At 62.9% G+C, this 22,673-nt stretch carries 25 protein-coding genes and 2 riboswitches; of the genes, 16 read left to right on the top strand and 9 right to left on the bottom strand.

Annotation, left to right across the window (positions count from 1 at the left end; all coding sequences use genetic code 11):
• Positions 1-744 carry an ATP-dependent sacrificial sulfur transferase LarE gene (larE, locus tag Q0J74_RS00890; RefSeq protein WP_297209174.1) on the bottom strand — a complete coding sequence of 248 codons (744 nt, stop codon included), beginning with the start codon at positions 742-744 and terminating at the stop codon, positions 1-3.
• A gap of 273 nt (positions 745-1,017) precedes the next feature.
• Between larE and Q0J74_RS00895 the strand changes: the two genes are divergently transcribed.
• The 3 genes from Q0J74_RS00895 to Q0J74_RS00905 all read left to right on the top strand — a co-directional run bounded on the left by Q0J74_RS00895 (position 1,018) and on the right by Q0J74_RS00905 (position 4,770).
• On the top strand, positions 1,018-1,680 hold the full coding sequence (locus Q0J74_RS00895) for an HD domain-containing protein (protein ID WP_297209177.1): 663 nt from the start codon (positions 1,018-1,020) through the stop codon (positions 1,678-1,680).
• A 712-nt stretch (positions 1,681-2,392) separates the two neighbouring features.
• The gene (locus tag Q0J74_RS00900) at positions 2,393-2,731 is read left to right on the top strand and encodes a histidine triad nucleotide-binding protein (RefSeq protein ID WP_297209180.1); all 339 of its coding nucleotides are present in this window, start codon (positions 2,393-2,395) and stop codon (positions 2,729-2,731) included.
• A complete protein-coding gene (locus tag Q0J74_RS00905) occupies positions 2,731-4,770 on the top strand; it encodes a hypothetical protein (protein ID WP_297209184.1) in 2,040 nt (679 codons plus the stop codon). Before Q0J74_RS00900 ends, Q0J74_RS00905 begins: the two co-directional genes overlap by 1 nt.
• A 49-nt stretch (positions 4,771-4,819) precedes the next feature.
• Here Q0J74_RS00905 and spoVAC read toward each other — a convergent pair whose 3' ends face one another.
• From spoVAC to aspS, 5 genes are read right to left on the bottom strand one after another with little or no spacing between them, the layout of a single operon-like run.
• The gene (spoVAC, locus tag Q0J74_RS00910) at positions 4,820-5,254 is read right to left on the bottom strand and encodes a stage V sporulation protein AC (protein ID WP_297209186.1); all 435 of its coding nucleotides are present in this window, start codon (positions 5,252-5,254) and stop codon (positions 4,820-4,822) included.
• A 58-nt stretch (positions 5,255-5,312) separates the two neighbouring features.
• The gene (gatB, locus tag Q0J74_RS00915) at positions 5,313-6,731 is read right to left on the bottom strand and encodes an Asp-tRNA(Asn)/Glu-tRNA(Gln) amidotransferase subunit GatB (protein ID WP_297209189.1); all 1,419 of its coding nucleotides are present in this window, start codon (positions 6,729-6,731) and stop codon (positions 5,313-5,315) included.
• Positions 6,732-8,192 (bottom strand): Asp-tRNA(Asn)/Glu-tRNA(Gln) amidotransferase subunit GatA, encoded by a 1,461-nt coding sequence (gene gatA, locus Q0J74_RS00920; RefSeq protein ID WP_297209192.1) that lies wholly within the window; start codon positions 8,190-8,192, stop codon positions 6,732-6,734.
• Positions 8,193-8,202: 10 nt separating this feature from the next.
• Complete coding sequence (gene gatC / locus Q0J74_RS00925; RefSeq protein ID WP_297209194.1) at positions 8,203-8,490, bottom strand: Asp-tRNA(Asn)/Glu-tRNA(Gln) amidotransferase subunit GatC; 288 nt, start codon at positions 8,488-8,490, stop codon at positions 8,203-8,205.
• A 12-nt stretch (positions 8,491-8,502) separates the two neighbouring features.
• A complete protein-coding gene (gene aspS, locus Q0J74_RS00930) occupies positions 8,503-9,801 on the bottom strand; it encodes an aspartate--tRNA(Asn) ligase (protein WP_297209196.1) in 1,299 nt (432 codons plus the stop codon).
• A 408-nt stretch (positions 9,802-10,209) separates the two neighbouring features.
• Between aspS and Q0J74_RS00935 the strand changes: the two genes are divergently transcribed.
• A complete protein-coding gene (locus tag Q0J74_RS00935; protein ID WP_297209199.1) occupies positions 10,210-10,782 on the top strand; it encodes a uracil-DNA glycosylase in 573 nt (190 codons plus the stop codon).
• A 14-nt stretch (positions 10,783-10,796) separates the two neighbouring features.
• Here Q0J74_RS00935 and gluQRS read toward each other — a convergent pair whose 3' ends face one another.
• The gene (gene gluQRS / locus Q0J74_RS00940) at positions 10,797-11,738 is read right to left on the bottom strand and encodes a tRNA glutamyl-Q(34) synthetase GluQRS (protein WP_297209203.1); all 942 of its coding nucleotides are present in this window, start codon (positions 11,736-11,738) and stop codon (positions 10,797-10,799) included.
• 94 nt (positions 11,739-11,832) lie between these two features.
• Between gluQRS and Q0J74_RS00945 the strand changes: the two genes are divergently transcribed.
• From Q0J74_RS00945 to Q0J74_RS01000, 12 genes are all read left to right on the top strand, one after another.
• On the top strand, positions 11,833-12,657 hold the full coding sequence (locus Q0J74_RS00945; RefSeq protein WP_297209206.1) for an MBL fold metallo-hydrolase: 825 nt from the start codon (positions 11,833-11,835) through the stop codon (positions 12,655-12,657).
• Positions 12,658-12,706: 49 nt separating this feature from the next.
• Positions 12,707-12,823, top strand: a riboswitch (molybdenum cofactor riboswitch).
• A gap of 89 nt (positions 12,824-12,912) precedes the next feature.
• Positions 12,913-13,938 carry a molybdopterin-binding protein gene (locus Q0J74_RS00950; RefSeq protein WP_297209210.1) on the top strand — a complete coding sequence of 342 codons (1,026 nt, stop codon included), beginning with the start codon at positions 12,913-12,915 and terminating at the stop codon, positions 13,936-13,938.
• Complete coding sequence (glp, locus tag Q0J74_RS00955) at positions 13,939-15,129, top strand: molybdopterin molybdotransferase MoeA (RefSeq protein WP_297209214.1); 1,191 nt, start codon at positions 13,939-13,941, stop codon at positions 15,127-15,129. It begins immediately after the preceding gene.
• A gap of 13 nt (positions 15,130-15,142) precedes the next feature.
• Positions 15,143-15,622 (top strand): cyclic pyranopterin monophosphate synthase MoaC, encoded by a 480-nt coding sequence (gene moaC / locus Q0J74_RS00960; protein ID WP_297209217.1) that lies wholly within the window; start codon positions 15,143-15,145, stop codon positions 15,620-15,622.
• Positions 15,615-16,121 carry a molybdopterin-guanine dinucleotide biosynthesis protein B gene (gene mobB, locus Q0J74_RS00965; protein ID WP_297209220.1) on the top strand — a complete coding sequence of 169 codons (507 nt, stop codon included), beginning with the start codon at positions 15,615-15,617 and terminating at the stop codon, positions 16,119-16,121. Before moaC ends, mobB begins: the two co-directional genes overlap by 8 nt.
• Complete coding sequence (moaA, locus tag Q0J74_RS00970; RefSeq protein WP_297209223.1) at positions 16,114-17,088, top strand: GTP 3',8-cyclase MoaA; 975 nt, start codon at positions 16,114-16,116, stop codon at positions 17,086-17,088. Before mobB ends, moaA begins: the two co-directional genes overlap by 8 nt.
• A 4-nt stretch (positions 17,089-17,092) precedes the next feature.
• On the top strand, positions 17,093-17,530 hold the full coding sequence (locus Q0J74_RS00975; protein ID WP_297209226.1) for an MOSC domain-containing protein: 438 nt from the start codon (positions 17,093-17,095) through the stop codon (positions 17,528-17,530).
• 5 nt (positions 17,531-17,535) lie between these two features.
• Positions 17,536-18,021, top strand: a complete 486-nt coding sequence (locus Q0J74_RS00980; protein ID WP_297209229.1) for a MogA/MoaB family molybdenum cofactor biosynthesis protein — start codon at positions 17,536-17,538, stop codon at positions 18,019-18,021.
• A 63-nt stretch (positions 18,022-18,084) separates the two neighbouring features.
• Positions 18,085-18,297: a TOBE domain-containing protein gene (locus tag Q0J74_RS00985; RefSeq protein WP_297209232.1), complete on the top strand. Its 213-nt coding sequence runs from the start codon at positions 18,085-18,087 to the stop codon at positions 18,295-18,297.
• 4 nt (positions 18,298-18,301) lie between these two features.
• A riboswitch (molybdenum cofactor riboswitch) is annotated at positions 18,302-18,431 on the top strand.
• Entirely contained in the window at positions 18,424-19,290 is an 867-nt protein-coding gene (gene modA, locus Q0J74_RS00990; protein ID WP_297209234.1) for a molybdate ABC transporter substrate-binding protein, read from the top strand. It overlaps the preceding riboswitch by 8 nt.
• A 43-nt stretch (positions 19,291-19,333) precedes the next feature.
• Positions 19,334-20,032, top strand: a complete 699-nt coding sequence (gene modB, locus Q0J74_RS00995; protein WP_297209237.1) for a molybdate ABC transporter permease subunit — start codon at positions 19,334-19,336, stop codon at positions 20,030-20,032.
• Complete coding sequence (locus tag Q0J74_RS01000) at positions 20,032-21,087, top strand: sulfate/molybdate ABC transporter ATP-binding protein (RefSeq protein WP_297209240.1); 1,056 nt, start codon at positions 20,032-20,034, stop codon at positions 21,085-21,087. Before modB ends, Q0J74_RS01000 begins: the two co-directional genes overlap by 1 nt.
• 95 nt (positions 21,088-21,182) lie before the next feature.
• Here Q0J74_RS01000 and Q0J74_RS01005 read toward each other — a convergent pair whose 3' ends face one another.
• Positions 21,183-21,668 (bottom strand): hypothetical protein, encoded by a 486-nt coding sequence (locus tag Q0J74_RS01005; protein WP_363315542.1) that lies wholly within the window; start codon positions 21,666-21,668, stop codon positions 21,183-21,185.
• Positions 21,669-21,803: 135 nt separating this feature from the next.
• Complete coding sequence (locus Q0J74_RS01010; RefSeq protein ID WP_297209246.1) at positions 21,804-22,427, bottom strand: TetR/AcrR family transcriptional regulator; 624 nt, start codon at positions 22,425-22,427, stop codon at positions 21,804-21,806.
• Between the last annotated feature and the right edge of the window lie 246 nt (positions 22,428-22,673).

Raw genomic sequence — 22,673 nt, forward strand, 5'->3', positions numbered from 1 at the left:
CTACCTCCCCTGTAGATCCAGCAGTACGGCGGAAAAGTCCGCCGCCAGCCCCCGGGTGATCTCCTGGTTCAGCCGGGCGGCCCGCTCCAGTTGGTCCGCCGGCACCTGGACCCGGGCGGCGTCCCCCAGCAGGCGCAGCCGGAAGTCGGTAAAGCCCAGCCGGAACAGGACCTCCTCCCCCCGCTCCACCCTGGCCAGAGTCTCCGCCGTAATGGCCGTGCCGGTGGGAACCCGAGTGGCCAAACAGGCATAGGCCGGCTTGTCCCAAGTAAACAGCCCTGCCTGCCGGGACAGCTGCCGCACCTGGTCTTTGGTCAGGCCGCACTCCCGCAGAGGGGAGCGCACCTCCAACTCCCGGAGGGCCTGCATCCCCGGTCGGTCTCCGGCGTCGTCGGAGGCGTTGGTGCCGTCCAGCAGCACCGTGTATCCATCCGCTTCCGCCGCTTGCCGCAGAGCGCTAAACAGCGTCCGCTTGCAGTAGTAGCAGCGTCCGGGTCCATTGGCCGCCGCCTCCGGCACCGCCAGTACATCCACCTCCACCACCTTCAGGGGGACCTCCAGCTCCGCCGCCAGCCGCCGGGCATCCGCCAGCTCAAAGGCAGGCTGGAAGGCCGTATGCACATAGTAGGCCCCCACCTCCCGGCCGTACTGCCGGGCCGCCCACAGCACCAGAGCGGAGTCGGCCCCGCCGGAGAAGGCCACCGCCGCCTTGGAATTGCGGACAAAAAATTCCTCTAACGTCATCGCGCCGCTCCTTTGCAAAAAAAGAAGGCATACCAAAATCCGGTATGCCTTCTGGCATCACACCCGCCGTTCCAGACGGATACAAGCAACAATCACATTTTAAATTTCTGCCGCGGGATCTTCAGATCCCCTTCCCAGCTTCAGCTGAGAGCTTTATTATACCAGCTTCTCCCCGCCCTGGCAAGTGCTGTTTTTCCCCTAAAAGCAGTTGCAAAGCAGGACGGGTTTCGCTATCATAGAATACACAACCACCAAAAAAGGAGGGGCCGTTCCTTGCATGTAACCTACGACATGGTGCGCCAGTCGGAAGAGATCCGCACCTATATCACCCAGGCCGACCAGTCTCTCTCCGCTCTGGGCTTTACCGAGCACAGCTTTCCCCACGTCACCCGCTGCGCCCAGTTGGCCGCCCACATTCTGGAGCAGCTGGGGTACAGCGCGCAGGAGCAGGAGCTGGCCCGCATCGCCGGCTTTATGCACGACATCGGCAACGTGGTCAACCGCCACGACCACGCCGAAACCGGCGCGGTGATGGCCTTCCGCATCCTGGACAAGATGGGCATGGAACCAGCGGGGGTGGCCGCTGTCATCACCGCTATCGGACACCATGACGACCCCACCGCCTTCCCGGTCAACCCGGTGGCCGCCGCCCTCATTCTGGCCGACAAGACCGATGTACGCCGCAGCCGGGTACGCAACAAGGACCACAAGAGCTTCGACATCCACGACCGGGTGAATTTCGCCGCCGAGCGCTCCCAGCTCACCCTGGACCCGGACGCCCGCACCATCACCCTCTCCCTGTCCATCAATACCGAGTTTTGCGCCGTGATGGACTACTTCGAAATTTTTCTGGAGCGGATGCTCCTGTGCCGCCGGGCCGCCGCCCACCTAAAGCTCACCTTCAAGCTGGACATCAACGGTCTGGCCCTTCTATAAAAAGCGAGTGTCCCCCGGCAAACTCCCAATACACAGCACAACCCCCCGGCCATCCAACGTGACCGGGGGGTTACTTTTCGACCTGGGGTTCAATCACTTTTGCTACCTCTTACTTTCTGCAGATTTACCGCGCTTTGGTTGAGATTCCTTGAAATTTCCACGGTTCTCTTGTTTCTCACAACGCCTTGGCACTGGATTCCGTCTTCAGCAAACTTCGCGTCAGAGGTTTTCCTTTGGTGCGCTTCTCTTCAATGAATCGGTTGGGAATACGTGGGAAACTGGAACTTCAGGTTTCTCCGACCGCCGCGATCCGGTATATAAAAAAGAAGGAGATCGAGGTTTGAAATCTGCTTGCCCAATATGAGATTTAACTCATTGTCTTTTGAAAGGTTCCTGAATGATTCTTTCATTTGAACTGAGCCACTGGCTGTTTCCTGAAAAGATGCAACCGGTCTGCCTTTCACAAGAGATGAACTCCATTCTCTCATTTGGGAGCTCAGATTTCTTAGTACATCGGGGACACCTCTTTCTCTTTCTTTCTGGCTATATTGTACTACCTTGCTCCTGGTTTGTCAATACCTTTTTGTATGAATTTACTTATTTTTTCTTCCTATCCCTTTTTGTTTATTGCTCTTGCTCTTTGGCCGGATTTGGTATAAAATAAAAAAAGCGGGGCTTTTTTCTCCCCAATTCCGGTAAAAGGAGGCTGCTTATGAGCGATTGTCTGTTCTGCAAGATTGCATCGGGTGAAATCCCGTCCAGCAAGGTTTATGAGGATGATTTAGTCTATGCCTTTTTGGACATCGATCCCCAGGCGCCCACCCATTTTTTGGTGATTCCAAAGGCCCACATCGGCTCCTGCGGGGAGATTACCCCGGAGAATTCCGCGGTGGTGGCCCATGCCTTTGAGATCATCTCCCAGGTGACCCGTCAGATGGGCATCACTGATTTCCGGGTGGTTTCCAATTGCGGTCCTCAGGCGGGGCAGAGCGTCCCCCACCTCCATTTCCACGTCCTGGCCGGGCGGGATATGACCTGGCCTCCCGGCTGATGAACAAGCGCGGCTTCTCCATCCGGCCCCTCCCATGCCTGGCTTGGGGAGGGGCCTGGGTTTGTCTGTCCGGCCTTGTCCTGGTGCGGCTGTGGGCGCTGCTCTACGGCCGCGTCCCCAGCCTGGCCATTCCGGCTCTGGCTGCCCTTTTGACCGGGGCGGCGCTACTGGCCGGTCGGCGTCTGGGGGTGGTACGCCGGTTTCTCCTCCCCTTTGGTCCCACCTGGAAAACCGCCCTGCCGGCCGGGGCCGCCTTTGCCGCCGGCCTGATGCTGGACACCAGCTATCAGCTGTTTTCCGTGGGGGACATGGCCATTGGGCATCTCCCCTTCCGCCTGCTGTGCGGCGCGGGCAGCGGACTGTTTCTGGCCTGCGCGGTTCTGGCGCTGATACAGGCGGGCAGGTCCTTCGGCAGGTTGTCCATGCCGCGGGGAACCGTTTTCTTGACCATCGCGCTGGTGGTCAACATCGTCACCGCCCTCTACTGCACCGGCAGTGCCACGGTGTATTACTGGGATACCAATATCTACTGGAGTTCCAGCACCATGCTGGCGGAGCAGAGCCTGGGCCTGGCCCAGCTGCGGCTGGTGGCGGAGAGCGTCATCACCCAGGAGTACAACTATCTGCTCTCTTTCCCGCTCTCCCTGGTGATGCGGGTACTGGGAACCAACCGCTACGTCTTCCTCTTCGCCGCGGTCAACCTGTATGTTCTGCCCACTCTGCTGGGTATGCTGGTGCTGGGCGGACGGACCCGCCAGGGCGGGATTCTCCTGTGCTGCGCCACCCCCATGCTGCTTTACACCGCCCTCACCGGCTTTGTAGATGTGGCCGCCGCCGGGGCGGGAATCTGGGCCTTTCTCCTCTATACGGACGAGTCCCGGCCCCAGACCGCCCGGGGCATCCTTGCCGGCGGTCTGCTCACCCTGGTCTTTCTGCTCCGGCGGTACTTCTTCTTTTTTACCGTCTCCTTCGGTCTGGCGGCTCTGCTGGCCCTTGCGGTCCGGCGCAGCCAGTGGAAGTCCTTTCTCGCCCTGGCGGTGACGGGGCTGGGGTTCAGTCTCTTCTTCGGCCAGAGCTTTGTGGTGAGTCAGGTGCTCTCCGCCAACTATGCCGACACCTACTCCGCCTATAACCAGGGCCGGTGGATTGATCTGGTGATGCTGTGCCGTTACTACGGCTATGTGCTGCTGGCCGCCGCCCTGGTGTGCGTCATCTGTCTGCTGCTCCGGCCCAAAAGCCGGTACGGCGCCCTGCTCTGCCTGTGTCAGCCGGTGCTGTGCCTGTTCCTCTTCACCCGCATCCAGTCCCACGGGCAGCAGCACCTGCTGCTCTACCTGCCCGCCTTCTGCTATGCCCTGGCGGGGGGCGCGGAGCTGCTGCCCCAAAGGGCGGCGGTGAGGTGGGTCCCCTGGGCGCTGGCTCTGAGCGCACTGGTCAGTTCCCTGCTGCCCCGTCCACAGCCTTCCCATCCCTCGGAAATCGCGGTACCAGACCCCCTGCCCGCCTTCACCTATGTCCCCGGCCAGCGCACTGATTTGGCCCAGCTGGTGGCCCTGCGGGTGTATGTGGACAGCCTGTCGGCGGAGGAACAGAAGACGGCGGCGGTGATCGCCTCCTCCTTTACCTTTAATTCCAGCATCTATGACAATACCCTGCGTTCTCTGAATATTCCCTCCTCCGGCGGACCCGCCACTTCCCTGCTCTACTTCGCCACGGTGGACAAGCGGGACGGATTCTCCTGGTCCTGCCTTACCGCCGACTACCTCATCGTGGCCGACCCGGTGCAGACCCATCTGGGGGCGGACAACCAGCACATCCTCACCGTGCTGGCCCAGCCGGTGCTGGACGGTACGGGGATCGGCACCGCCTACAGGCGGCTGGAGACATCCTTCCCTCTGGAGGACGGGGTCACCGTTTACGTCTATAAGCGGACCCGGGATCTCACCCAGGCGGAATACCAGGATATCTCCCTCACCCTCACCGCCCTCTATCCGGACTACGCCGACCTCTACGCGGTACCCGCCGGACTGTTTTCCTGAGCAGAAGCAGCAGCGCCCATCCCAAACGGGACGGGCGCTGCTGCTTCGTTCAGCCGCCGAAGAGTACCAGCAGCAGGCCGTAGACCACGCTGGCGGAAATGCCATACACCAGCACCGGACCGGCGATGACAAACAGCTTGGCGCCCACCCCCATCACCAGGCCCTCGCTGCGGAACTCCAGGGCGGGGGACACCACCGCGTTGGCAAAGCCGGTGATGGGTACCAGGGTACCCGCCCCGGCGTGCTTGGCCAGCCTGTCAAACCAACCCAGTCCGGTGAACAGGGCGGACAGAAAGATCAGCGTCACCGACACGGCGGTACCAGCCTGATCCCGGTCCAGCCCCCAGCCCAGGTACAGATTCAGCAGACCCTGGCCCAGGGTGGAGATGGCGCCTCCCACCAGAAAGGCCCACAGCAGGTTTTTCCCCATGGGGGACGGCCTGGCCTTGGCATCCACCAGGCGCTGATATTCTTCATTGGTCATGCTTCCGCCTCCTTTTACCCACAGCTTTCCCAGTTTGGGAAAAGCTATGCAGCGGCGGTCAGCCCAGCCGGTCCCGCAGAACCTGATTCACCATCGCCGGGGAGGCCTGCCCTTTCAGCCGGCGCATCACCTGGCCCACCAAAAAGCCGAAGGCCTTCTCCTTGCCCGCCTTGTAGTCCGCCACGGATTTTTCGTTGGCGGCGAGCACCTGCTCCACCGCCTCCGCCACCAGTCCGGCATCGGAGACCTGCTCCAGCCCGTGCGCCGCCACGTAGGCGTCCACATCGCCATCGGTCTCAAACACCGCCTCAAAGACCTTGACGGCGGTGTTGCGGTTGAGCTTTCCCGCCTCCACCAGGGCGATAAGCCGGGCCAGGGTGGGCGGAGTGAGGGCCATGTCCCCGGCCTCCAGGCCGTGGGCGGAGAGTTGGCCCAGCACCTGGCCCATAATCCAGTTGGCCCCCTGTTTGGGCTTGGTCCCCAGGCTCACCAGCGCCTCAAAAAAGTCCGCCAGGGGCTTTTGGGAGGTAATCATCTTGGCGTCATAGGCGGGCAGGCCCCACTGGGTCTGGTACCGGACCCGCTTGGCCTCCGCCAGCTCGGGCAGGGCGGCCCGCAGCCGGTCCAGATATGCTCCGCTCAACTCCACCGGGGGCAGATCCGGGTCGGGAAAGTAGCGGTAATCCTGGGCGTTCTCCTTGGAGCGCATGGCGTAGGTGGCGTCCTTGTTCTCATCCCACCGGCGGGTCTGCTGTACTACCGGCTTTCCCTCCTCCAGCAGCTCGATCTGCCGCCGGGCCTCGTAGACGATGGCCCGGGAGATGGCCTTGAAGGAATTGAGGTTCTTCATCTCCGTGCGGACGCCCAGCTGCGCCGAACCCGCCGGGCGCACCGACAGGTTTACGTCGCACCGCAGGGAACCCTCCTGCATCTTGCAGTCGGACACCCCCAGGTATTGCAGGGTCTCCTTCAGCTTTTCCAGGTAGGCGATGACCTCCTCGGCGCAGCGAAAATCCGGCTCGGTGACGATCTCGATGAGGGGGACTCCGCAGCGGTTGTAGTCGGCCAGGGTCTGATCCAGCCAGGGGTCGTGGACCAGCTTGCCCGCGTCCTCCTCCATGTGCAGCTCATGGATGCGGATGGTTTTGCCTTCGCCGATGTCCACCCGCCCGTTCCGGGCGATGGGCAGATAGAGCTGGGAGATCTGATAGGCCTTGGGCAGATCGGGATAGAAATAGTTCTTCCGGTCAAACCGGCTGTGGGGGGTGATGGCGCAGTTCAGCGCCAGTCCGGCGGTAACCGCCAGCTCCACCACCTTCTGGTTGAGTACCGGCAGGGTGCCGGGCATGCCCATGCACACCGGGCAGCAGTGGGTGTTGGGCGCGCCGCCGAATTCCGTGGTGCAGGAGCAGAAGATTTTTGTTTTTGTGGCCAGCTCCACGTGGGTCTCCAGGCCGATCACGGTTTCCCAGGTCATTTAAATCCCCCCTTCCGCCGCGGCGGGCGCATACTGTCCGCCCGGATGGCGGCGATGCCAGTCGGTCTCCAGTTGGAAGGCGTGGGCGGCGTTCAGCACCTCCCCGTCCCCCAGGGGCGGTCCGATGAGCTGGGCGCCGATGGGCAGTCCCTGGGGATCAAAGCCGCAGGGCATGGACAGGGCGGGCAGCCCCGCCAGATTCACCGACACGGTGTAGATATCGCTCAGGTACATTTTCAGCGGATCGCTGAGGCTCTCCCCCAGCCGGGGGGCGGTGGAGGGCGTTACGGGGGTGAGCAGAAGGTCGTACCGCGCAAACGCCCGGTCAAAAGCCGCCTTGATTACCGCCTTGGCCTGAAGGGCCTTTTTGTAGTAGGCATCGTAGTAGCCGGAGGAGAGCACGAAGGTACCCAGCAAAATCCGCCGCTTCACCTCGGTACCGAAGCCCTGGGTGCGGGTGCTGGTGTACAGCTCTCCCAGATCCCCATAGGACTCCGCCCGCCAGCCGTATTTCACCCCGTCAAACCGGGACAGGTTGGAGGATGCCTCGGCGCAGGCGATGATATAATAGGCCGGCACCACATATTTCATCACCGGCAGGTGAAACTCCTCCACCTCCGCCCCCCGCGCCCGAAGCACATCGGCGGCGGCCAGCACGGCAGAGGCCACCGGGCGGTCCAGACCGTCTCCAAAGCAGTCGGCGGGCAGACCGATCCGCTTCCCTCGGAGCTCGCCGGTAAGGCCGGCCAGCAGGCCGTCCGCCGGACGATCCAGGCTGGTGGAATCCCGAGCGTCCCGCCCTATCATTACGTCCAGTACGGCGGCGCAGTCGGCGGCGGAGCGGGCGATGGGACCTATCTGGTCCAGGGAGGAGGCGTAGGCCACAAGGCCGTACCGGGACACAGTACCGTAGGTGGGCTTCATTCCGGTGACCCCGCAGTAGGCGGCGGGCTGGCGGATGGAGCCGCCGGTATCCGATCCGACGGCGTACCACACCCCTCCGGCTGCCACCGCCGCCGCCGCCCCGCCGGAGGAGCCGCCCGCTACCCGGGTCAGATCCCAGGGGTTGCGTACCGGTCCGAAGCAGGAGGTCTCGGAGGTGGAGCCCATGGCGAACTCGTCCATGTTCAGCTTGCCCAGGCTCACCGCCCCGGCGGCGGCGAGCCGCTCCACCACTGTGGCGTCATAGCAGGGGATGAAATTCTCCAGGATCCGGCTGGCACAGGTGGTGCGGACCCCTTTGGTGCAGATGTTGTCTTTATAGGCCATGGGAACCCCCGCCAGGGGGGAGTCCCCCGCTTTCTGGGGAGTTTGGGGATCGGTAACGGTGAGAAAGGCGTTGCAGCTCCGCTGAATCCAGGCAATCCGGGCCTGGGCGGCCTGCACCGCCGCCGCCCGGGTCACTGAGCCGGAGCCAAGCGCCTCCCCCAGTTCCAGGGCTGTCAGCTTCCACAGTTCCATGCTTTTCACCTCATTCCACCGCTTTTGGGACCAGGAAGGCCCCCTCCTTGGACGCCGGCGCGTTGGCCAGCAGCTCTTCCCCATCCTGAGAAGGGGCGGTCTGGTCGGGCCGGGTGACGTTTTTCAGGGGGAAGACGTGGCTCATGGGCTCCACCCCGGCGGTGTCCAGGCCGTCCAGTACGTCCATATAGGCCACAATACCCTCCAGTTCCGTCGTCATGGCCCGTTTCTCCTCCGGCGGCAGCCGGAGTCGGGAGAGCTGGGAGATATAGTCCACCAATGCTTCGGTAATTTTCATTTTTCTTCCTCCTTATGGCTCCAGCCGGGTGCGGTCTCTGGGAAACAGGCAGGCCCGGCGGATGTTGTCCAGCCCGCACAGCTGCATGGTCAGCCGCTCCAGCCCGATACCCAGACCCCCGTGGGGGGGCATACCGTATTTGTGAATCATCAGATAGCTCTCAAATTCCGCCGGGTCCATGCCCAGCCGCTCCATTTTGGCCACCTGGGCGGCATAGTCGTGGATGCGCTGGCCGCCGGTGGTCACCTCCATGCCCCGGAACAACAGGTCGAAGGACAAGGTGAACCTGGGGTCCTCCGGGTCGTCCATGGCGTAGAAGGGCCGCTTTTTGCTGGGATAGTGGGTGACAAACACAAACTCGCTCCCCCACCGCTCCCTGACATACCGGCCGATGGCCTGCTCCTCCTCCGGCTCCAGATCGTAGGGGTCCCGGATGGAGTATCCGTACTGCTCCGCCGCCATAGCCTTGATTTCGTCAAAGCGGACGGCGGGAATTTTGTCCGCCCGGGGCAGCTCCACCCCAAGCAGGTCCAGCTCGGCGGCGTATTCCCGTCTCAGCAGTCCCATCAGATTTTGGAGAAAGCCCTGCTCCATCTCCATCACGTCGGTGAAGGATTGGATATAGCCCATCTCAAAGTCCAGGGAGGTGTACTCGTTCAGATGGCGGGGGGTGGCGTGCTTTTCCGCCCGGAACACCGGACCCACCTCGTACACCCGCTCGAAGGCCCCCACCATGGTCTGTTTGTAAAACTGGGGGGACTGGGCCAGAAAGGCCTTTTTCCCAAAGTAGTCCAGGCGGAAGATGTTGGCGCCCCCCTCCGCCCCGGCGTGTACGATTTTGGGGGTGTGGATTTCGGTAAAGCCCTCCGCCTGGAGATAGTCCCGGAAGGCCCGGCAGATGGCGGCTTGGAGCCGAAACACCGCCTGCTGCCGGGGGGTCCGCAGCACCACCGGCCGTAGCGCCAGCTCGGTGTCCAGGTGCAGTTCCAGCTTTGGCCTGGACAGCGGCACCGGAGCGGGGGCTGCGGGGCGGGAGAGCACGGTAACGGCCGCGTCGGCCAGTTCCCGCCCCCCGGGCGCCCGCGGTTCAGCCCGCCAGTGGCCAGCGGCAGACACGGCGCAGCCCTCGGCGGCGCCGTCCAGCGCCTCCCGGCGGGTACACACACACTGGACCAGTCCAGAGCGGGTGCGCAGGGTGAAAAAGGTGATGCCTCCCATATCCCGCAGGGCGTGTACCGCCCCGTGCAGGGTGACGGCCTGGTTATTCCGGCCCCCCACCCGCACGCTTTTCTGCTTGGTCAAGAATACCATACCGTTCACAACCTTTCCGAGTAAAATAAAAAATCCCGAAGCCGTACAATACGACTTCGGGACGGAACAAACTCCGCGGTACCACCCAAAATTGCGCCGTCGTGTGCAACGCGCGCCACTCGGAGCCCCTAACGCAGGCGGGACGGGCGGACCTACCTCCCGGGCGGGACTCGGGCCGCCGGCTCAAACGTGTTGCGCCGTCCCATCCTGCCGAACCGGGCTCTCAGTCGGTGACCCGGATTCTCTGGCGGCTCTCACGGGGGGCGGTCGTTCTCATTGCCTTTGATGTGGGTAGTATATGCGCTTTCCCGTCAAATTGCAACTGTCAATTTTGACAGAATCCCCGCATTGTATCCTGGGGCCGCCTATGGTACAATGTCAAAAAAGGGCAAACAGGCGGTGAACACGATGAGAGATTGGGATGCGCTGTACAGCGCGTGCATGAACTGCAAAAACTGCGCCCTGGCGGACACCAGACACCATGTGGTCTTCGGCGAGGGGGCCAGGGATGCGGAGGTCATGTTCATCGGGGAGGGTCCCGGCGAGCAGGAGGACCTGACCGGCCGCCCCTTTGTGGGCCGGGCGGGCCAGCTGCTGGACAACATGCTCACCATGATCGACCTGAAGCGGGAGCGGGTATTCATCGGCAACATTGTCAAATGCCGCCCGCCGGGAAACCGGGACCCGCTGAATATCGAACAGGAGGCCTGCATCGGCTACCTGCGCAATCAGGTGGCCCTGATCCGGCCCAAAATCATCGTCTGCCTGGGCCGCATCGCCGCCCTCAAGCTGATGCGGGAGGACTTTAAAATCACCCGGGAGCACGGCCAGTGGATGGAAAAGGCGGGGGTGTGGATGATGGCCACCTACCACCCCTCCGCCCTGCTTCGGGATCCGTCCAAGCGGCCCGACGCCTTCGTGGACTTGAAAATCCTCCAGCGTAAAATCCGGGAGTGCTGCACCCACACCTATCCGGGCTGAACCGTTCTTCCCCCTCAGATCTCTGGCCCCACCACCACGTCACCCCTGGGAACCTTGGACCAGGAGAAGGCCGCTGCCAGCGCCGCCGGTTCCACCGGCTCCGGCCGGTCCAGCTGGCCGGCCCAATACCCCAACAGCCCGGTGAGGGCCTGGGGGGTGTACCGCCGCCGCAGCGCGCCCAGATCCAGATCCCGTTCCCGCTTGGACAGCCGGCGCCCGTCTGGGGCCACCAGCAGGGGAACGTGGCAAAAGGCGGGCGGGGTCAGCCCCAGCAGCCCATACAGGTAAAGCTGCCGGGGCGTGGAGTCCAGCAGGTCCCCGCCCCGCACCACCTGATTGATCTCCATGGCGCCGTCGTCCACCACCACCGCCAGCTGATAGGCATATACCCCGTCGGAGCGGCGGAGGATGAAGTCCCCGCAGTCCCGCAGCAGGTTTTCCCCAAAGTTTCCCTGCACTCCATCTGTAAAGCAAATTTCCTTGTCTGGTACGCTCAAACGCCAGGCGGGGCGGCGCGTTTTGGACAGCACCTTCCGCTCTCCATCTGTCAAGTATTTACACTTTCCGGAATAAACCGCCTGTCCGTCGGCGCGATGAGGGGCGGAGGCGGCCAGGCGCTCGGCCCGGGTGCAGAAGCAGGGGTAGACCAGCCCCTGGCTGGCCAGGTTTTGGAAGGCCTGCGCGTACTGCCGGGTGCGTTGGCTCTGGCGGTACGGGCCGTGAGGGCCTCCCCTTTCATATCCCTCGTCCCAATCCAGGCCCAGCCAGCGCAGATCGTCGGCCAACTGAGCGGCGTACTCCTCCCGGCACCGGTCCGGGTCCAAATCCTCCATCCGCAGCACCATGACGCCTCCGGCGGCCCGCACCGACAGCCAGGCCAGCAGGGCGGAAAACAGGTTGCCCAGGTGCATCCGCCCGCTGGGGCTGGGGGCAAACCGTCCCCGCAGCTTTTTCATACCGCTCCCTCCTTCTTGCGCTATTTTACCACAGGGTTCCCCGTTCCGCCATACTGGACACAGACCGGCTTGACCGGACAGGAGGTGCAGACCTATGAAGTTTTCCCGGGTACCCCCCTCCGGGGCGATCCACGACCTGGAGCATATCTGGAACTATGCCCTGCCCCCCTATCGCATGGCACCCCATGTCTACGGAGTGGGCGGCAACAACGATGTGAGCGTCTATCTGCTGGACAGCGGAGAAGGACTGATCCTGCTGGACACCGGCATGCGGGAGCTGCTCTATCTGATCGTGGACTCCATCCACCGGCTGGGCTTTGACCCCAGAGACATCCGGGCCATTCTTCTCAGCCACGGACATGGGGACCACTGCAACGGGGCCATGCCGCTCCACGCCCTCAGCGGGGCGGAAATCTGGCTGAGCGCGGTGGATGAGCGCTTCTATCAGCAGCATCCCATTGCGGAGCTGGGCGTGGTCCCCTTCCCCGTCCACCACCACTATACGGACGGCGGCTGCTTCTCCCTGGGCCGGTTTCAGATCCGCACCCGCTTTACTCCGGGCCACACCCCCGGCACCACTTCCTTTTTCTTTACGGATACCGATGAGACCACCGGACGGACCTATCGGCTGGCCATGCACGGCGGGGTGGGAATTGACACCATGCGTCCCGCAGCCCTGGCGGCGCTGGACCTGCCCCAGTCCCTGGCCCACACCTTTGTCCGCACCTGCCGGGAGCTGGCCCGGGAGCCGGTGGACATCTGCCTGCCCAGCCATCTGAACCAGATCAATCTGGCCGCTAACCTGCCGGAGGACCCTATGGACTTCACCCCCTTTGTGGACCCGGAGGTGTGGCCCGCCCTGATGGCGGACCGGGCGGAGGCGGTGATGGCACTTTATCCCTCCGTGTATCAGAACTGAACGTTTTCAGTTGCTTTTTCCTCCATATCTGATATACTAGACAACATCAGATCCATATCCGCTCCGAGCGGCTCCGTCTAAGGGCTGTCGCCTATGACGCGCCGCCTGGGCCGGCCTGGAAACGGGCCGACCTTCCGCTTTGAAAAGGGGCCGCTTTCATCTGCCAGGGGGGCGTATGCCCTCCTCAGGGGGAGCGCCGTTTTGAGAGCGGCGCTCCCCTTTTGACGTGATCGTGATAAGGAGGTATCTTCATCCATGAAGCTGATTGAAACCCGGCAGGCGGCGGGTCATGTGCTCTGTCACGACCTGACTCAGATCATCCCCGGCGTCACCAAGGACGCCCGGTTCCGCAAGGGCCATGTGGTCACCCAGGCGGACATTCCGGTGCTGCTGAGCATGGGGAAGGAGCACCTCTATGTGTGGGAAAAGCAGCCGGGCATGCTCCATGAGGACGAAGCGGCCCAGCGGCTGCGGGCGCTGTGCCAAAATGAGCACATGCACCCCACGGCGGTGAAGGAGGGCAAGATTGAACTCATCGCCGACTGCGACGGCCTGTTCCAGGTGGATGTGGAGCGGCTCAATGCCGTCAACGGGGCGGACGAGCTGATGATTGCCACCCGCCACACCAATACCGCCGTTCACAAGGGGGACAAGCTGGCCGGCACCCGGATCATTCCCCTGGTCATTGCTGAGGAGAAGCTGCGGGCGGCGGAGGCGCTGGCGGGGGAGGCCCCCCTGCTCACCCTCACCCCCTGGAAGCTGAAAACCTGCGGCCTTATTACCACCGGCAGCGAGGTGGCCAAGGGCTTGATTGCAGACAGCTTCACCCCGGTTATTGTCCAGAAGCTGGCATCCTACGGCATTGAAGTGACAGAGCACTGCCTGCCCGGGGACGACCGGGCCGCTATCACCGCCGCCGCCCTGGACTACAAGGCCAGGGGCGTGGACCTGATTCTGTGTACCGGGGGGATGAGTGTGGACCCGGACGACCGTACGCCCGGCGCCATCCGGGATACCGGGGCGGAAATCGTGTCCTACGGTGCGCCGGTGCTGCCGGGGGCCATGTTCCTGCTGGGCTATTTTCAGGACGGCACCCCCATTCTGGGCCTGCCCGGCTGCGTCATGTACGCCAAGGCCACGGTGTTCGACCTGATGCTCCCCCGAATCGCCGCGGGAGTGCGGGTGAGCCGAGCGGAGCTGCGGGGTCTGGGCCACGGCGGGCTGTGCCTGGGCTGCGGGGAGTGCCGCTATCCCATCTGCCCCTTCGGGAAGGGTGTGTAAGTGGTCACCGGGATTTCGCTGGAAGAGGCGGTGGCCCGGATAACCGCCCCCCTCTCCCCTCTGGGGACAGAGGCCGTGCCGGTGGGGCAGGCCCTGGGCCGCACCCTGGCGGTGGATCTTGCCGCCCCTCTGGATCAGCCCCCCTTTGACCGCTCTCCCCTGGACGGCTACGCCCTCCGCTCCGCCGACATCGCCGGGGCGGACCGGGCGCATCCGGTCCGCCTGCCGGTGGTGGACACTCTATACGCTGGAGACGAGGCCCGCCGGCCCCTGGAGAACGGTCAGGCCATCCGCATTATGACAGGGGCCATGCTGCCTCCCGGCTGTGACTGCGTGGCGGCCCAGGAGGACACCGACCGGGGCAGCCCGGTGTCGGTGTTTGTCTCCTTGAAACCCTTTCAGAATTATGTCTACCAAGGCGAGGACTACCGAAGGGGCGCCCTGCTGCTGGCGGCAGGCACCCGTCTGGACGCCGCCGCTCTGGGGGTGCTGGCCGGTGCCGGACTCACAGAAGTGGAGGTCTGCCGCAGACCCAAAGTGGGTCTGCTCACCACCGGCGACGAGGTGATCTCCCCTGGAAGTCCCCGCCCCGCCGGAAAGATTTACGGGGCCAACCAGGTGTTGCTGGCCGCCCGGCTGTCGGAGCTTGGGTTTCCCGTACAGGCCACCCATCAAGGAGACAATCCGGATATGGTGGCGGAGGCCATGCGGGAACTGCTGCAAAACTGCGACGTGCTCATCACCACCGGGGGCGTTTCGGTGGGGGACAGGGATATCTTCCACCAGGCTCTCCCCCTGCTGGGGGCGGAGCGGGTGTTCTGGCGGGTGGACCTGAAGCCGGGTACCCCAGCCATGTACGCCACCTGGCGGGGGAAGCCCATTTTATCCCTGTCCGGCAATCCCTTTGCCGCCTTTACCACCTTTGAACTGCTGGCCCGGCCCCTGCTGGCCGCCCTGTCCGGCGAGGAGGGTCCCCGGTGGACGGAGGGGGTGCTGGACACCCCATTCCCCAAGGCCAGCCCCAGGCGGCGGTTTGTCCGGGGAACATATGTGCATGGACACGTCACCCTGCCGGAGGGTCATGCCTCCGGGATGCTCTCCTCCCTGGTGGGATGCAACTGCCTGGCGGAGCTGCCGGCGGGGTCCCCGCCGGCGGAGGCGGGTACGCGGGTACGAATCCTGCTGCTGTAATCTGGAGGTTGTTATGGAACCTGGTTTCAATCACTTTGACAAGGCGGGCAACGCCATTATGGTAGATGTCACCGAGAAAAGCTCCACCTTCCGTACCGCGGTGGCTGAGGGGAAAATTTTCGTCACCCGGCCCATTCTGGATGCCATCACCGGAGGCGCCGCCGCCAAGGGAGACGTGCTGGGTGTGGCCCGGGTGGCCGGCATCCTGGCCGCCAAGCGCACTTCCGAGCTCATCCCCCTGTGCCACCCCCTGGCCCTCAGCCATCTGTCGGTGGACTTTGAAGTTCTGGAGGCGGAATGTGCCGTCCAGGCCACCTGCACCGCCAAGCTCACCGGTAAAACCGGGGTGGAGATGGAGGCTCTCACCGGAGTCTCTGTGGCTCTGCTCACCATCTACGATATGTGCAAGGCCATGGGTAAGGGCATGGAGCTGGGGGAGATTCACCTGGTTCACAAGCAGGGCGGCAAGTCGGGGGTGTATGACCGTGAATAGGCCCGTGGTAGTCGCCGTTTCCGGGGTGAAAAATGCGGGCAAAACCACCCTGATCCAGGCTCTGCTCCCGCAGCTGACAGAGGCGGGGCTTACCGTGGCAGTCATCAAGCATGACGGCCACCAGTTTGACCCGGACCCGCCCGGCACCGATACCGGCCGGTTTATGGCCGCCGGGGCGGCGGGTACTGCCATTTTTGACGGCGAGAAATTCAAAATTGTGAAAAAGCAGCCGGTGGCGGCGGATATGCTTATCAGCCAATTCCCGGAAGCCGACCTGATTTTGCTGGAGGGCTTCAAGCACACCGCCTGGCCCAAGGTGGAAGTGGTGCGGGGGGCGGTATCCCAGGCCCCGATATCCGATCCCGCCACCCTGCTGGCCCTGGTCACCGACCTGGAGCTGCATTTGCCCGGCATCCCCACCCTGCCCCTGGGGAATCCGAAGGCGGCTGCCGGCCTGCTGCTGGATTATATCCAAAAGGAGAGAAAACGCCATGCTTGACGCCCTGGGGCGGAACATCCGCTATCTGCGCATTTCCGTCACAGACCGGTGTAACCTGCGCTGCCGCTACTGCATGCCAGCGGAGGGGGTGGCCTGGGTGGACCACACCGCCATTCTCACCTACGAGCAGGTGGTGCGCCTGACCGGCCTGTTCGCCGCCCTGGGCGTGGACAAGGTGCGCCTCACCGGCGGGGAACCCCTGGTGCGCCGGGGACTGGACCGGCTGGTGGCGGGCATCAAGGCAGTAGCGGGCATCAAAGGGGTATACCTCACCACCAACGGCCTGCTGCTGGCCGGGCAGCTGCCCGGCCTGCTGGCAGCGGGTTTGGACGGGGTCAACCTCAGTCTGGATACCCTGGACCGGAGTCAGTACGCCTCCCTTACCCGCCGGGATGAGCTGCCCCGGGCGCTGGAGGGGCTGGAGGCCGCCCTGGCCGCCCCCGGCCTGCGGGTAAAGGTCAACTGTGTCCCCTGTGGGGAAAACGACCGTCAGCTGGTCCCCCTGGCCGCCCTGGCCAGAGACCGGGCGCTGTCGGTGCGCTTTATCGAGCTGATGCCCATCGGTCTGGGGTCCGCCCTCCCCCGCCGTACCGAGGAAGAGGTGCTGACCATGCTGGAGCAGGCCTTCGGCCCCGCCCTCCCCTGTTCCCAGGAGGGAGACGGCGGGCCGGGCCGGTATGTCACCTTTCCCGGCTTCCAGGGCAAGGTGGGCTTCATCAGTGCGGTGAGCCACCAGTTCTGTCAGAGCTGTAACCGGGTGCGGCTTACCGCCGCGGGATTTCTCAAAACCTGCCTGCAATACGACTGCGGGGTGGATCTGAAAGCTCTGTTGGACGCCGGCGCCGACAACGGCGCCCTCACGGCGGCCATTCGGAGGGCCATTGCCCAAAAGCCGGAGGGGCATCACTTCGGGCAGGCCCCCACCCGCCGGGACGAGGGCCGGAATATGAATCAAATTGGAGGCTAATGCTATGGGTAAGGTACTTGCCGTCTGCGTCAGCAGGGAAAAGGGTACCCAAAAGCAAAACGTAGGCTCGGCCCACTTTGTGGAGGACTGGGGTATCCAGGGAGACGCCCACGCTGGCAAGTGGCACCGGCAGGTATCCCTGCTCTCCCACGAACAGGTGGAGGCCTTCCGGGCCAGAGGGGCCGTGGTAGATGATGGTGCCTTTGGGGAAAACCTGGTGGTGACGGGGTACGACTTCAAGACCCTGCCCATCGGGACGAAATTCCGGTGCAACGATGTGGTGCTGGAGCTGACCCAGGTGGGAAAACAGTGCCACAGCCACTGTGAAATTTACAAGGTAATGGGAGACTGCATTATGCCCCGGGAGGGGGTCTTTACCCGTGTGCTCCACGGGGGTACCATCTCTGTGGGGGATACCCTCGACATTGTGGAGGAGAGATAATAAGTATGCGAGTGGCTATTCTCACCCTCAGCGACTCCGGCTATGCCGGGGTCCGGGAGAACAAAAGCGGCCCGGCCATCCGGAAACTGGTGGAGGCGGCGGGTTACCGGGTGGTGTACACCGCCCTGCTGCCCGACGGGATGGAACCCTTGGCCTCCGAACTGAAGCGGCTGTGCGACGGGGATATCGCCGACCTCATTCTCACCACCGGCGGCACCGGCTTCTCTCCCACCGACCTGACCCCGGAGGCCACCCGGTCCGTGACGGAGCGCCCCGCTCCCGGCATCGCCGAGGCCATGCGGTACCGCTCCCTCCAGATCACTCCCAGAGCCATGCTCTCAAGGGCCGCCGCGGGCATCCGCAAACGCACCCTAATCGTGAACCTGCCGGGCAGCCCCAAGGCGGTGCGGGAATGCCTGGAATACGCACTCCCCGCCCTGGGCCACGGCCTGGAGATTTTAAGGGAGACGGCCCACAACTGCGCCCGATAGATTTGGTTCCGCCCCCGGAATATCGGGGTTTGGAATAATCACCCCAAAGAAAGGAGGGTCAAAATGAAGCTCAGTGCGCGCAATCAGCTGAAGGGTACAGTCGTATCCGTGGAGGAAGGCGCAGTCAACGGCATTGTCAAGCTGGATATCGGCGGTGGAAATGTGATCACCTCTACCATCTCCATGGCCTCTATCCGAGAGCTTGGCCTAAAGGTTGGCTGCACAGCTTACGCCGTCATCAAAGCCACTTCAGTCATGATGGCTGTAGACGACTAACTTCCCGTAAAGCTCACTTCGAGCCCGTATCGCCTAAGGGCGCGCCTGTCCGGCGCGCCTACGGCGGCGGGCCGGGGTATATCTGGAAACGGATATGCCTACCGTATTTGTAAAGGAGTTTTCACCATGAAGAAAGTACTGTCCCTGACCCTGGCCCTGACACTGGCTCTGGGTCTCGCCGCCTGCGGAAGCGGTAACACCGGTACCGCCAACACCCCGGCAGCCCAGAGCAGTGAGACCCCGGAAGCTCAGGCGGAAACCGTGGACGTGGTGGTGTTCGCCGCCGCCTCCATGGAGGCCACCCTCACCCAAATCGCCCAACTCTACCAGGATGTGGCCCCCAATGTAAACCTGATCTTCACCTTTGATTCCTCAGGTACTCTGAAAACCCAGATTGAGGAGGGGGCGGTGTGCGACCTGTTCATCTCGGCGGCTCAGAAACAGATGAACCAGCTGGACAGCGCCGACACCACCGGCACCAACGAGGGGCTGGACTTTGTGCTGTCCGACACCCGCATCGACTTTGTGGAGAATAAAGTCGTGCTGGCAGTGCCGGACGACAACCCCAAAGGAATTGAGAACTTCCAGGATCTGAGCAGCGATAAGCTGGAGCTGCTCTGCCTGGGCAACGACGACGTGCCGGTAGGGGCCTACTCCCTCCAGATTTTGGATACCCTGGGCATTGACATCGCCGGTCTGGAGGCCGACGGAAAAGTGACCTACGCCTCCAACGTGTCCGAGGTGGCTACCCAGGTGAAGGAGGGGGCGGTGGACTGCGGCATCATCTACGCCACCGACGCCTTTACCTATGAGCTCAATGTGGTGGACCAGGCCACCGCCGACATGTGCGACCAGGTCATCTACCCCGCCGCCGTGATGAAATGCGGCGGCAGCGAGACCAGCCAGACCGCCGCCCAGGCCTTCCTGGACTATCTGCACACCGATGAAAGCGCTGTAGCGGTGCTGGAGGGCGTTGGTTTTACCGTTCTGTAAACGGGCCATGCCTTACACCTATCTGACAGGACGGTGAATGGTCTTGGACTGGTATCCTCTTTTCAATTCTCTGCGCATTGCCGCCATCTCCACCCTCATCATTTTTTTCCTGGGGATCTTCGCCGCCTATTATGTGGCAAAGCTGCCCCGGCTGGTGAAGGGCGTGCTGGACGTGGTGCTCACCCTGCCCCTGGTACTCCCCCCCACAGTGGTGGGCTACTTTCTGCTGCGGCTGATGGGTCCCAAGCGGGTGCTTGGCCTGTGGTTTCTGGAGGTATTTGATCTGCGGCTCACCATGGTGTGGTATGCCGCCATCTTTGCCTCGGCGGTGGTGGCCTTCCCCCTGATGTACCGCACCGCCCGCGGCGCCTTCGAGTCCTTTGATCACACCCTTGCTCACGCCGGACGCACCCTGGGCCGCTCCAACACCTGGATTTTCTGGCGGGTGATGATGCCATGCTGCAAGCAGGGGATCATTGCCGGAACGGTGCTGGCTTTTGCACGGGCGCTGGGAGAATACGGCGCCACCGCCATGATCGCCGGGTATACGCCGGGCAAAACCGCCACCATCTCCACCACGGTGTACCAGCTCTGGCGCACCGGGGACGACGCGGGGGCCATGAAATGGGTGCTGGTCAACCTGGCCATCTCCGCCGTGGTGCTGCTGAGCGTCAATATGCTGGAGAAAAAGGACCGGCGCAGCCGCCGTACGGCGGTTCCCGTATCCGGGGAGGTGGCGTGATGGCCCTGTCGGTGGATATCCATAAGGATTTCGGCACCTTCCGGCTGGACGTGGCCTTTGAGACGGAGCGGGGACAGCTCACCGGCCTGCTGGGGGCCTCCGGCTGCGGCAAGAGCATGACTTTGCGGTGCATCGCAGGCATCGAAACACCCGATCTGGGCCGCATCACCCTGGACGACAGGGTGCTCTTCGACCGGGAACGGGGAATCAATCTCCCGCCCCAGAAGCGGCGGGTGGGCTACTTATTCCAAAACTACGCCCTCTTCCCCCACATGACCGTGGCCCAGAACATCGCCGTGGGGGTGGCGGACAAGAAGACCAGGGCGGAGACGGTGGCACGGCTGGTGCGCACCCTCTATCTGGAGGGGCAGGAGGACAAATACCCCAGACAGCTCTCCGGGGGCCAGCAGCAGCGGGTGGCTCTGGCCCGGATTCTGGCCAGTGCGCCGGAGGTGCTGCTGCTGGATGAACCCTTTTCCGCTCTGGACAGCTATCTGAAATGGCAGGTGGAGCTGGAGCTGGCCGACCTGCTCACCACTTTCCCCGGTCCGGTGCTCTTTGTCACCCACAGCCGGGACGAGGTGCGGCGGCTGTGTCAGCGGGTGTGCGTACTGGACCAGGGAACCTCCCAGGCCGTGATGCCGGTGAACCAACTCTTTGAGGCGCCCCATACCCTCTCCGCCTGCCTGCTGTCCGGGTGCAAGAACATCTCCCGGGTCAGGGCCGCAGGGGACGGCCAGGTGGAGGCCCTGGACTGGGGTGTGGTTTTGAACCCCGGCCGGCCCCTGCCCGAGCATCTCACCCATTTGGGCGTACGGGCGCACTACATTTGCCCGGTGGATGGGCCGGGTCCCAACCGGCTGCCCTGCCGGGTAGAGCGGGTGGTGGAGAACGTATTTTCCACGGTGGTGATGCTGTCCACCCCCGGCGGCAACCAGGGCTTCTCCCGGCTGCGCATCGAGCTGGAAAAGGACGCCTGGCCCGCCCTGGCAGGCAGAGATCCCCTGTGGCTGGAGCTGCCCGCCAAGGACTTGCTGCTGCTCACTGCCCAATAACGGCACCCCGGATTTACGGCCCAACTCCGCACGCGGAGTTGGGCCGTTTGCGCGGTCTCCGTTTCTCTGTCCGCCTCTTCTTCAAAAAAACCGCCCTACTTGGTGGCAAACCGGTTCAGAAAGAAGTCAGTAAAGGCCGCCAGCTCCTCCTTCTGAGCGACATAGACATACAGGGACTCGTCCTCCAGCCAGTCGTAGGCGTTGATGCCGATGTAGCCCTTCCGGTCTGGATAGATGATAAAGGCCTCGGTGGGATACTTATTTCGATAGGCCTTGAGAATCTGATCCCGGCGATAGTAGGTGGGTTCACCGCAGCCGGAGAGGTCAGGCACGGTGGGGACGACCACAATGGTGCGGCTGTCCTCATCCCAGCCCACAATCAGATTGCCGATTTTGGTTCTGCTGCCGTGGACAAACCCAAAGTTGAACCGGCTCACATCCTCGGTGTAGCCAAAAATCAGCCGGTATCGCTCTCCGTCCTCCACCACCTGATCAAACAGCGTCCGCATCTTTGCCGCGTTGGCGCTGCTCTTTTCCATGTCTACCTCCGGTCCTTTCAATAGCTTGCTGAACAATCCCATAGCCGTCTCCTCCTGATTTTCAAATACGCTCCATGGCAGGAGCAAAATAAAAACTATTTCGTCTAATTATCTTTATTTTGGGGAAAATAATCCGCCCGAATCCAGCCGCCGGTTTCGGGCAGATTGAACGGCACGCTATCCGCCGGAGCCGGAAGCCCGCAGCTCCTCCAGGCAATCCGCAATGGCCCGAATCTGGAAGCGCACCGTCTCATCGGCCGCCTCCGGCACGAGAAAGGGCATGGTGTGTGGAATGGCCCGGCGGATCACCATGGCCGCCAGGCTCAGGTTGATGAACAGACTGATTGTCTCCCGATCCGCCGGCACCCCGAAACAGGTCAGGATATCGCCGAACAGCTTCAGCTGCCGCTCCCGAAAGATCCTGTTCCCCTCCGCCGACAGGCGGCGGAAAATCAGCTGCTGCTCCTCCACGCTCAGGACGGCAATTCCGTGCTTTTCCCCATAGCAGCAGGCGCGAAGGAACTCCTCCACCCCCTCCCGCCAGGTCAGGGCCGGGTCGGCCATCAGCTGTCTGGCATAGGACAAAATCCGGGGCTGCTGAAGATACAGGGCCTCCACAATCAGATCCTCTTTTGTGGGAAAAAAGGTATAAAAAAAGGTGCGGGAAATCCCCACCGCCCTGTAAATCTGCTCCACTGTGGTGTGCTGAATTCCCTGACGCGCCATCCGCTCCAGGGCGGCGGTGAGCAGCAGCCCGCGAATTCGCTCCCGCTCTTCCTCCGAGTACGACACCTTCGGCATTCCACACCCCACCCATAAAAATAATTTCACTTATTTGTTTTTATTTTACCACAGCAATCCGGCCCACGCAAGTGCCGCGGGAAGGTTTTCAGAGGGGTATATCCGGAAATTTTTCCGGTGGCCCTTCCCTTTTTCTAAAACCATGATAAAATCAAATTTATCCCAATGCAAAGGAGCAGAAGAAATGGAGTACCGCGTGGAACACGACTCCATGGGCGAGGTGCAGGTACCGGCGGACCGGTACTG

It is taken from the genome of uncultured Flavonifractor sp., assembly GCF_944387675.1.
Lineage (GTDB): Bacteria > Bacillota > Clostridia > Oscillospirales > Oscillospiraceae > Flavonifractor.

Coding starts and splice junctions, on each gene's coding strand:
- larE (WP_297209174.1), bottom strand. CDS start 744: ATGACGTTAGAGGAATTTTTTGTCCGCAATTCCAAGGCGGCGGTGGCC.
- Q0J74_RS00900 (WP_297209180.1), top strand. CDS start 2,393: ATGAGCGATTGTCTGTTCTGCAAGATTGCATCGGGTGAAATCCCGTCC.
- Q0J74_RS00905 (WP_297209184.1), top strand. CDS start 2,731: ATGAACAAGCGCGGCTTCTCCATCCGGCCCCTCCCATGCCTGGCTTGG.
- spoVAC (WP_297209186.1), bottom strand. CDS start 5,254: ATGACCAATGAAGAATATCAGCGCCTGGTGGATGCCAAGGCCAGGCCG.
- gatB (WP_297209189.1), bottom strand. CDS start 6,731: ATGACCTGGGAAACCGTGATCGGCCTGGAGACCCACGTGGAGCTGGCC.
- gatA (WP_297209192.1), bottom strand. CDS start 8,192: ATGGAACTGTGGAAGCTGACAGCCCTGGAACTGGGGGAGGCGCTTGGC.
- gatC (WP_297209194.1), bottom strand. CDS start 8,490: ATGAAAATTACCGAAGCATTGGTGGACTATATCTCCCAGCTCTCCCGA.
- aspS (WP_297209196.1), bottom strand. CDS start 9,801: ATGGTATTCTTGACCAAGCAGAAAAGCGTGCGGGTGGGGGGCCGGAAT.
- Q0J74_RS00935 (WP_297209199.1), top strand. CDS start 10,210: ATGAGAGATTGGGATGCGCTGTACAGCGCGTGCATGAACTGCAAAAAC.
- gluQRS (WP_297209203.1), bottom strand. CDS start 11,738: ATGAAAAAGCTGCGGGGACGGTTTGCCCCCAGCCCCAGCGGGCGGATG.
- Q0J74_RS00945 (WP_297209206.1), top strand. CDS start 11,833: ATGAAGTTTTCCCGGGTACCCCCCTCCGGGGCGATCCACGACCTGGAG.
- Q0J74_RS00950 (WP_297209210.1), top strand. CDS start 12,913: ATGAAGCTGATTGAAACCCGGCAGGCGGCGGGTCATGTGCTCTGTCAC.
- moaC (WP_297209217.1), top strand. CDS start 15,143: ATGGAACCTGGTTTCAATCACTTTGACAAGGCGGGCAACGCCATTATG.
- moaA (WP_297209223.1), top strand. CDS start 16,114: ATGCTTGACGCCCTGGGGCGGAACATCCGCTATCTGCGCATTTCCGTC.
- Q0J74_RS00975 (WP_297209226.1), top strand. CDS start 17,093: ATGGGTAAGGTACTTGCCGTCTGCGTCAGCAGGGAAAAGGGTACCCAA.
- Q0J74_RS00980 (WP_297209229.1), top strand. CDS start 17,536: ATGCGAGTGGCTATTCTCACCCTCAGCGACTCCGGCTATGCCGGGGTC.
- Q0J74_RS00985 (WP_297209232.1), top strand. CDS start 18,085: ATGAAGCTCAGTGCGCGCAATCAGCTGAAGGGTACAGTCGTATCCGTG.
- modA (WP_297209234.1), top strand. CDS start 18,424: ATGAAGAAAGTACTGTCCCTGACCCTGGCCCTGACACTGGCTCTGGGT.
- Q0J74_RS01000 (WP_297209240.1), top strand. CDS start 20,032: ATGGCCCTGTCGGTGGATATCCATAAGGATTTCGGCACCTTCCGGCTG.
- Q0J74_RS01005 (WP_363315542.1), bottom strand. CDS start 21,668: ATGGGATTGTTCAGCAAGCTATTGAAAGGACCGGAGGTAGACATGGAA.
- Q0J74_RS01010 (WP_297209246.1), bottom strand. CDS start 22,427: ATGCCGAAGGTGTCGTACTCGGAGGAAGAGCGGGAGCGAATTCGCGGG.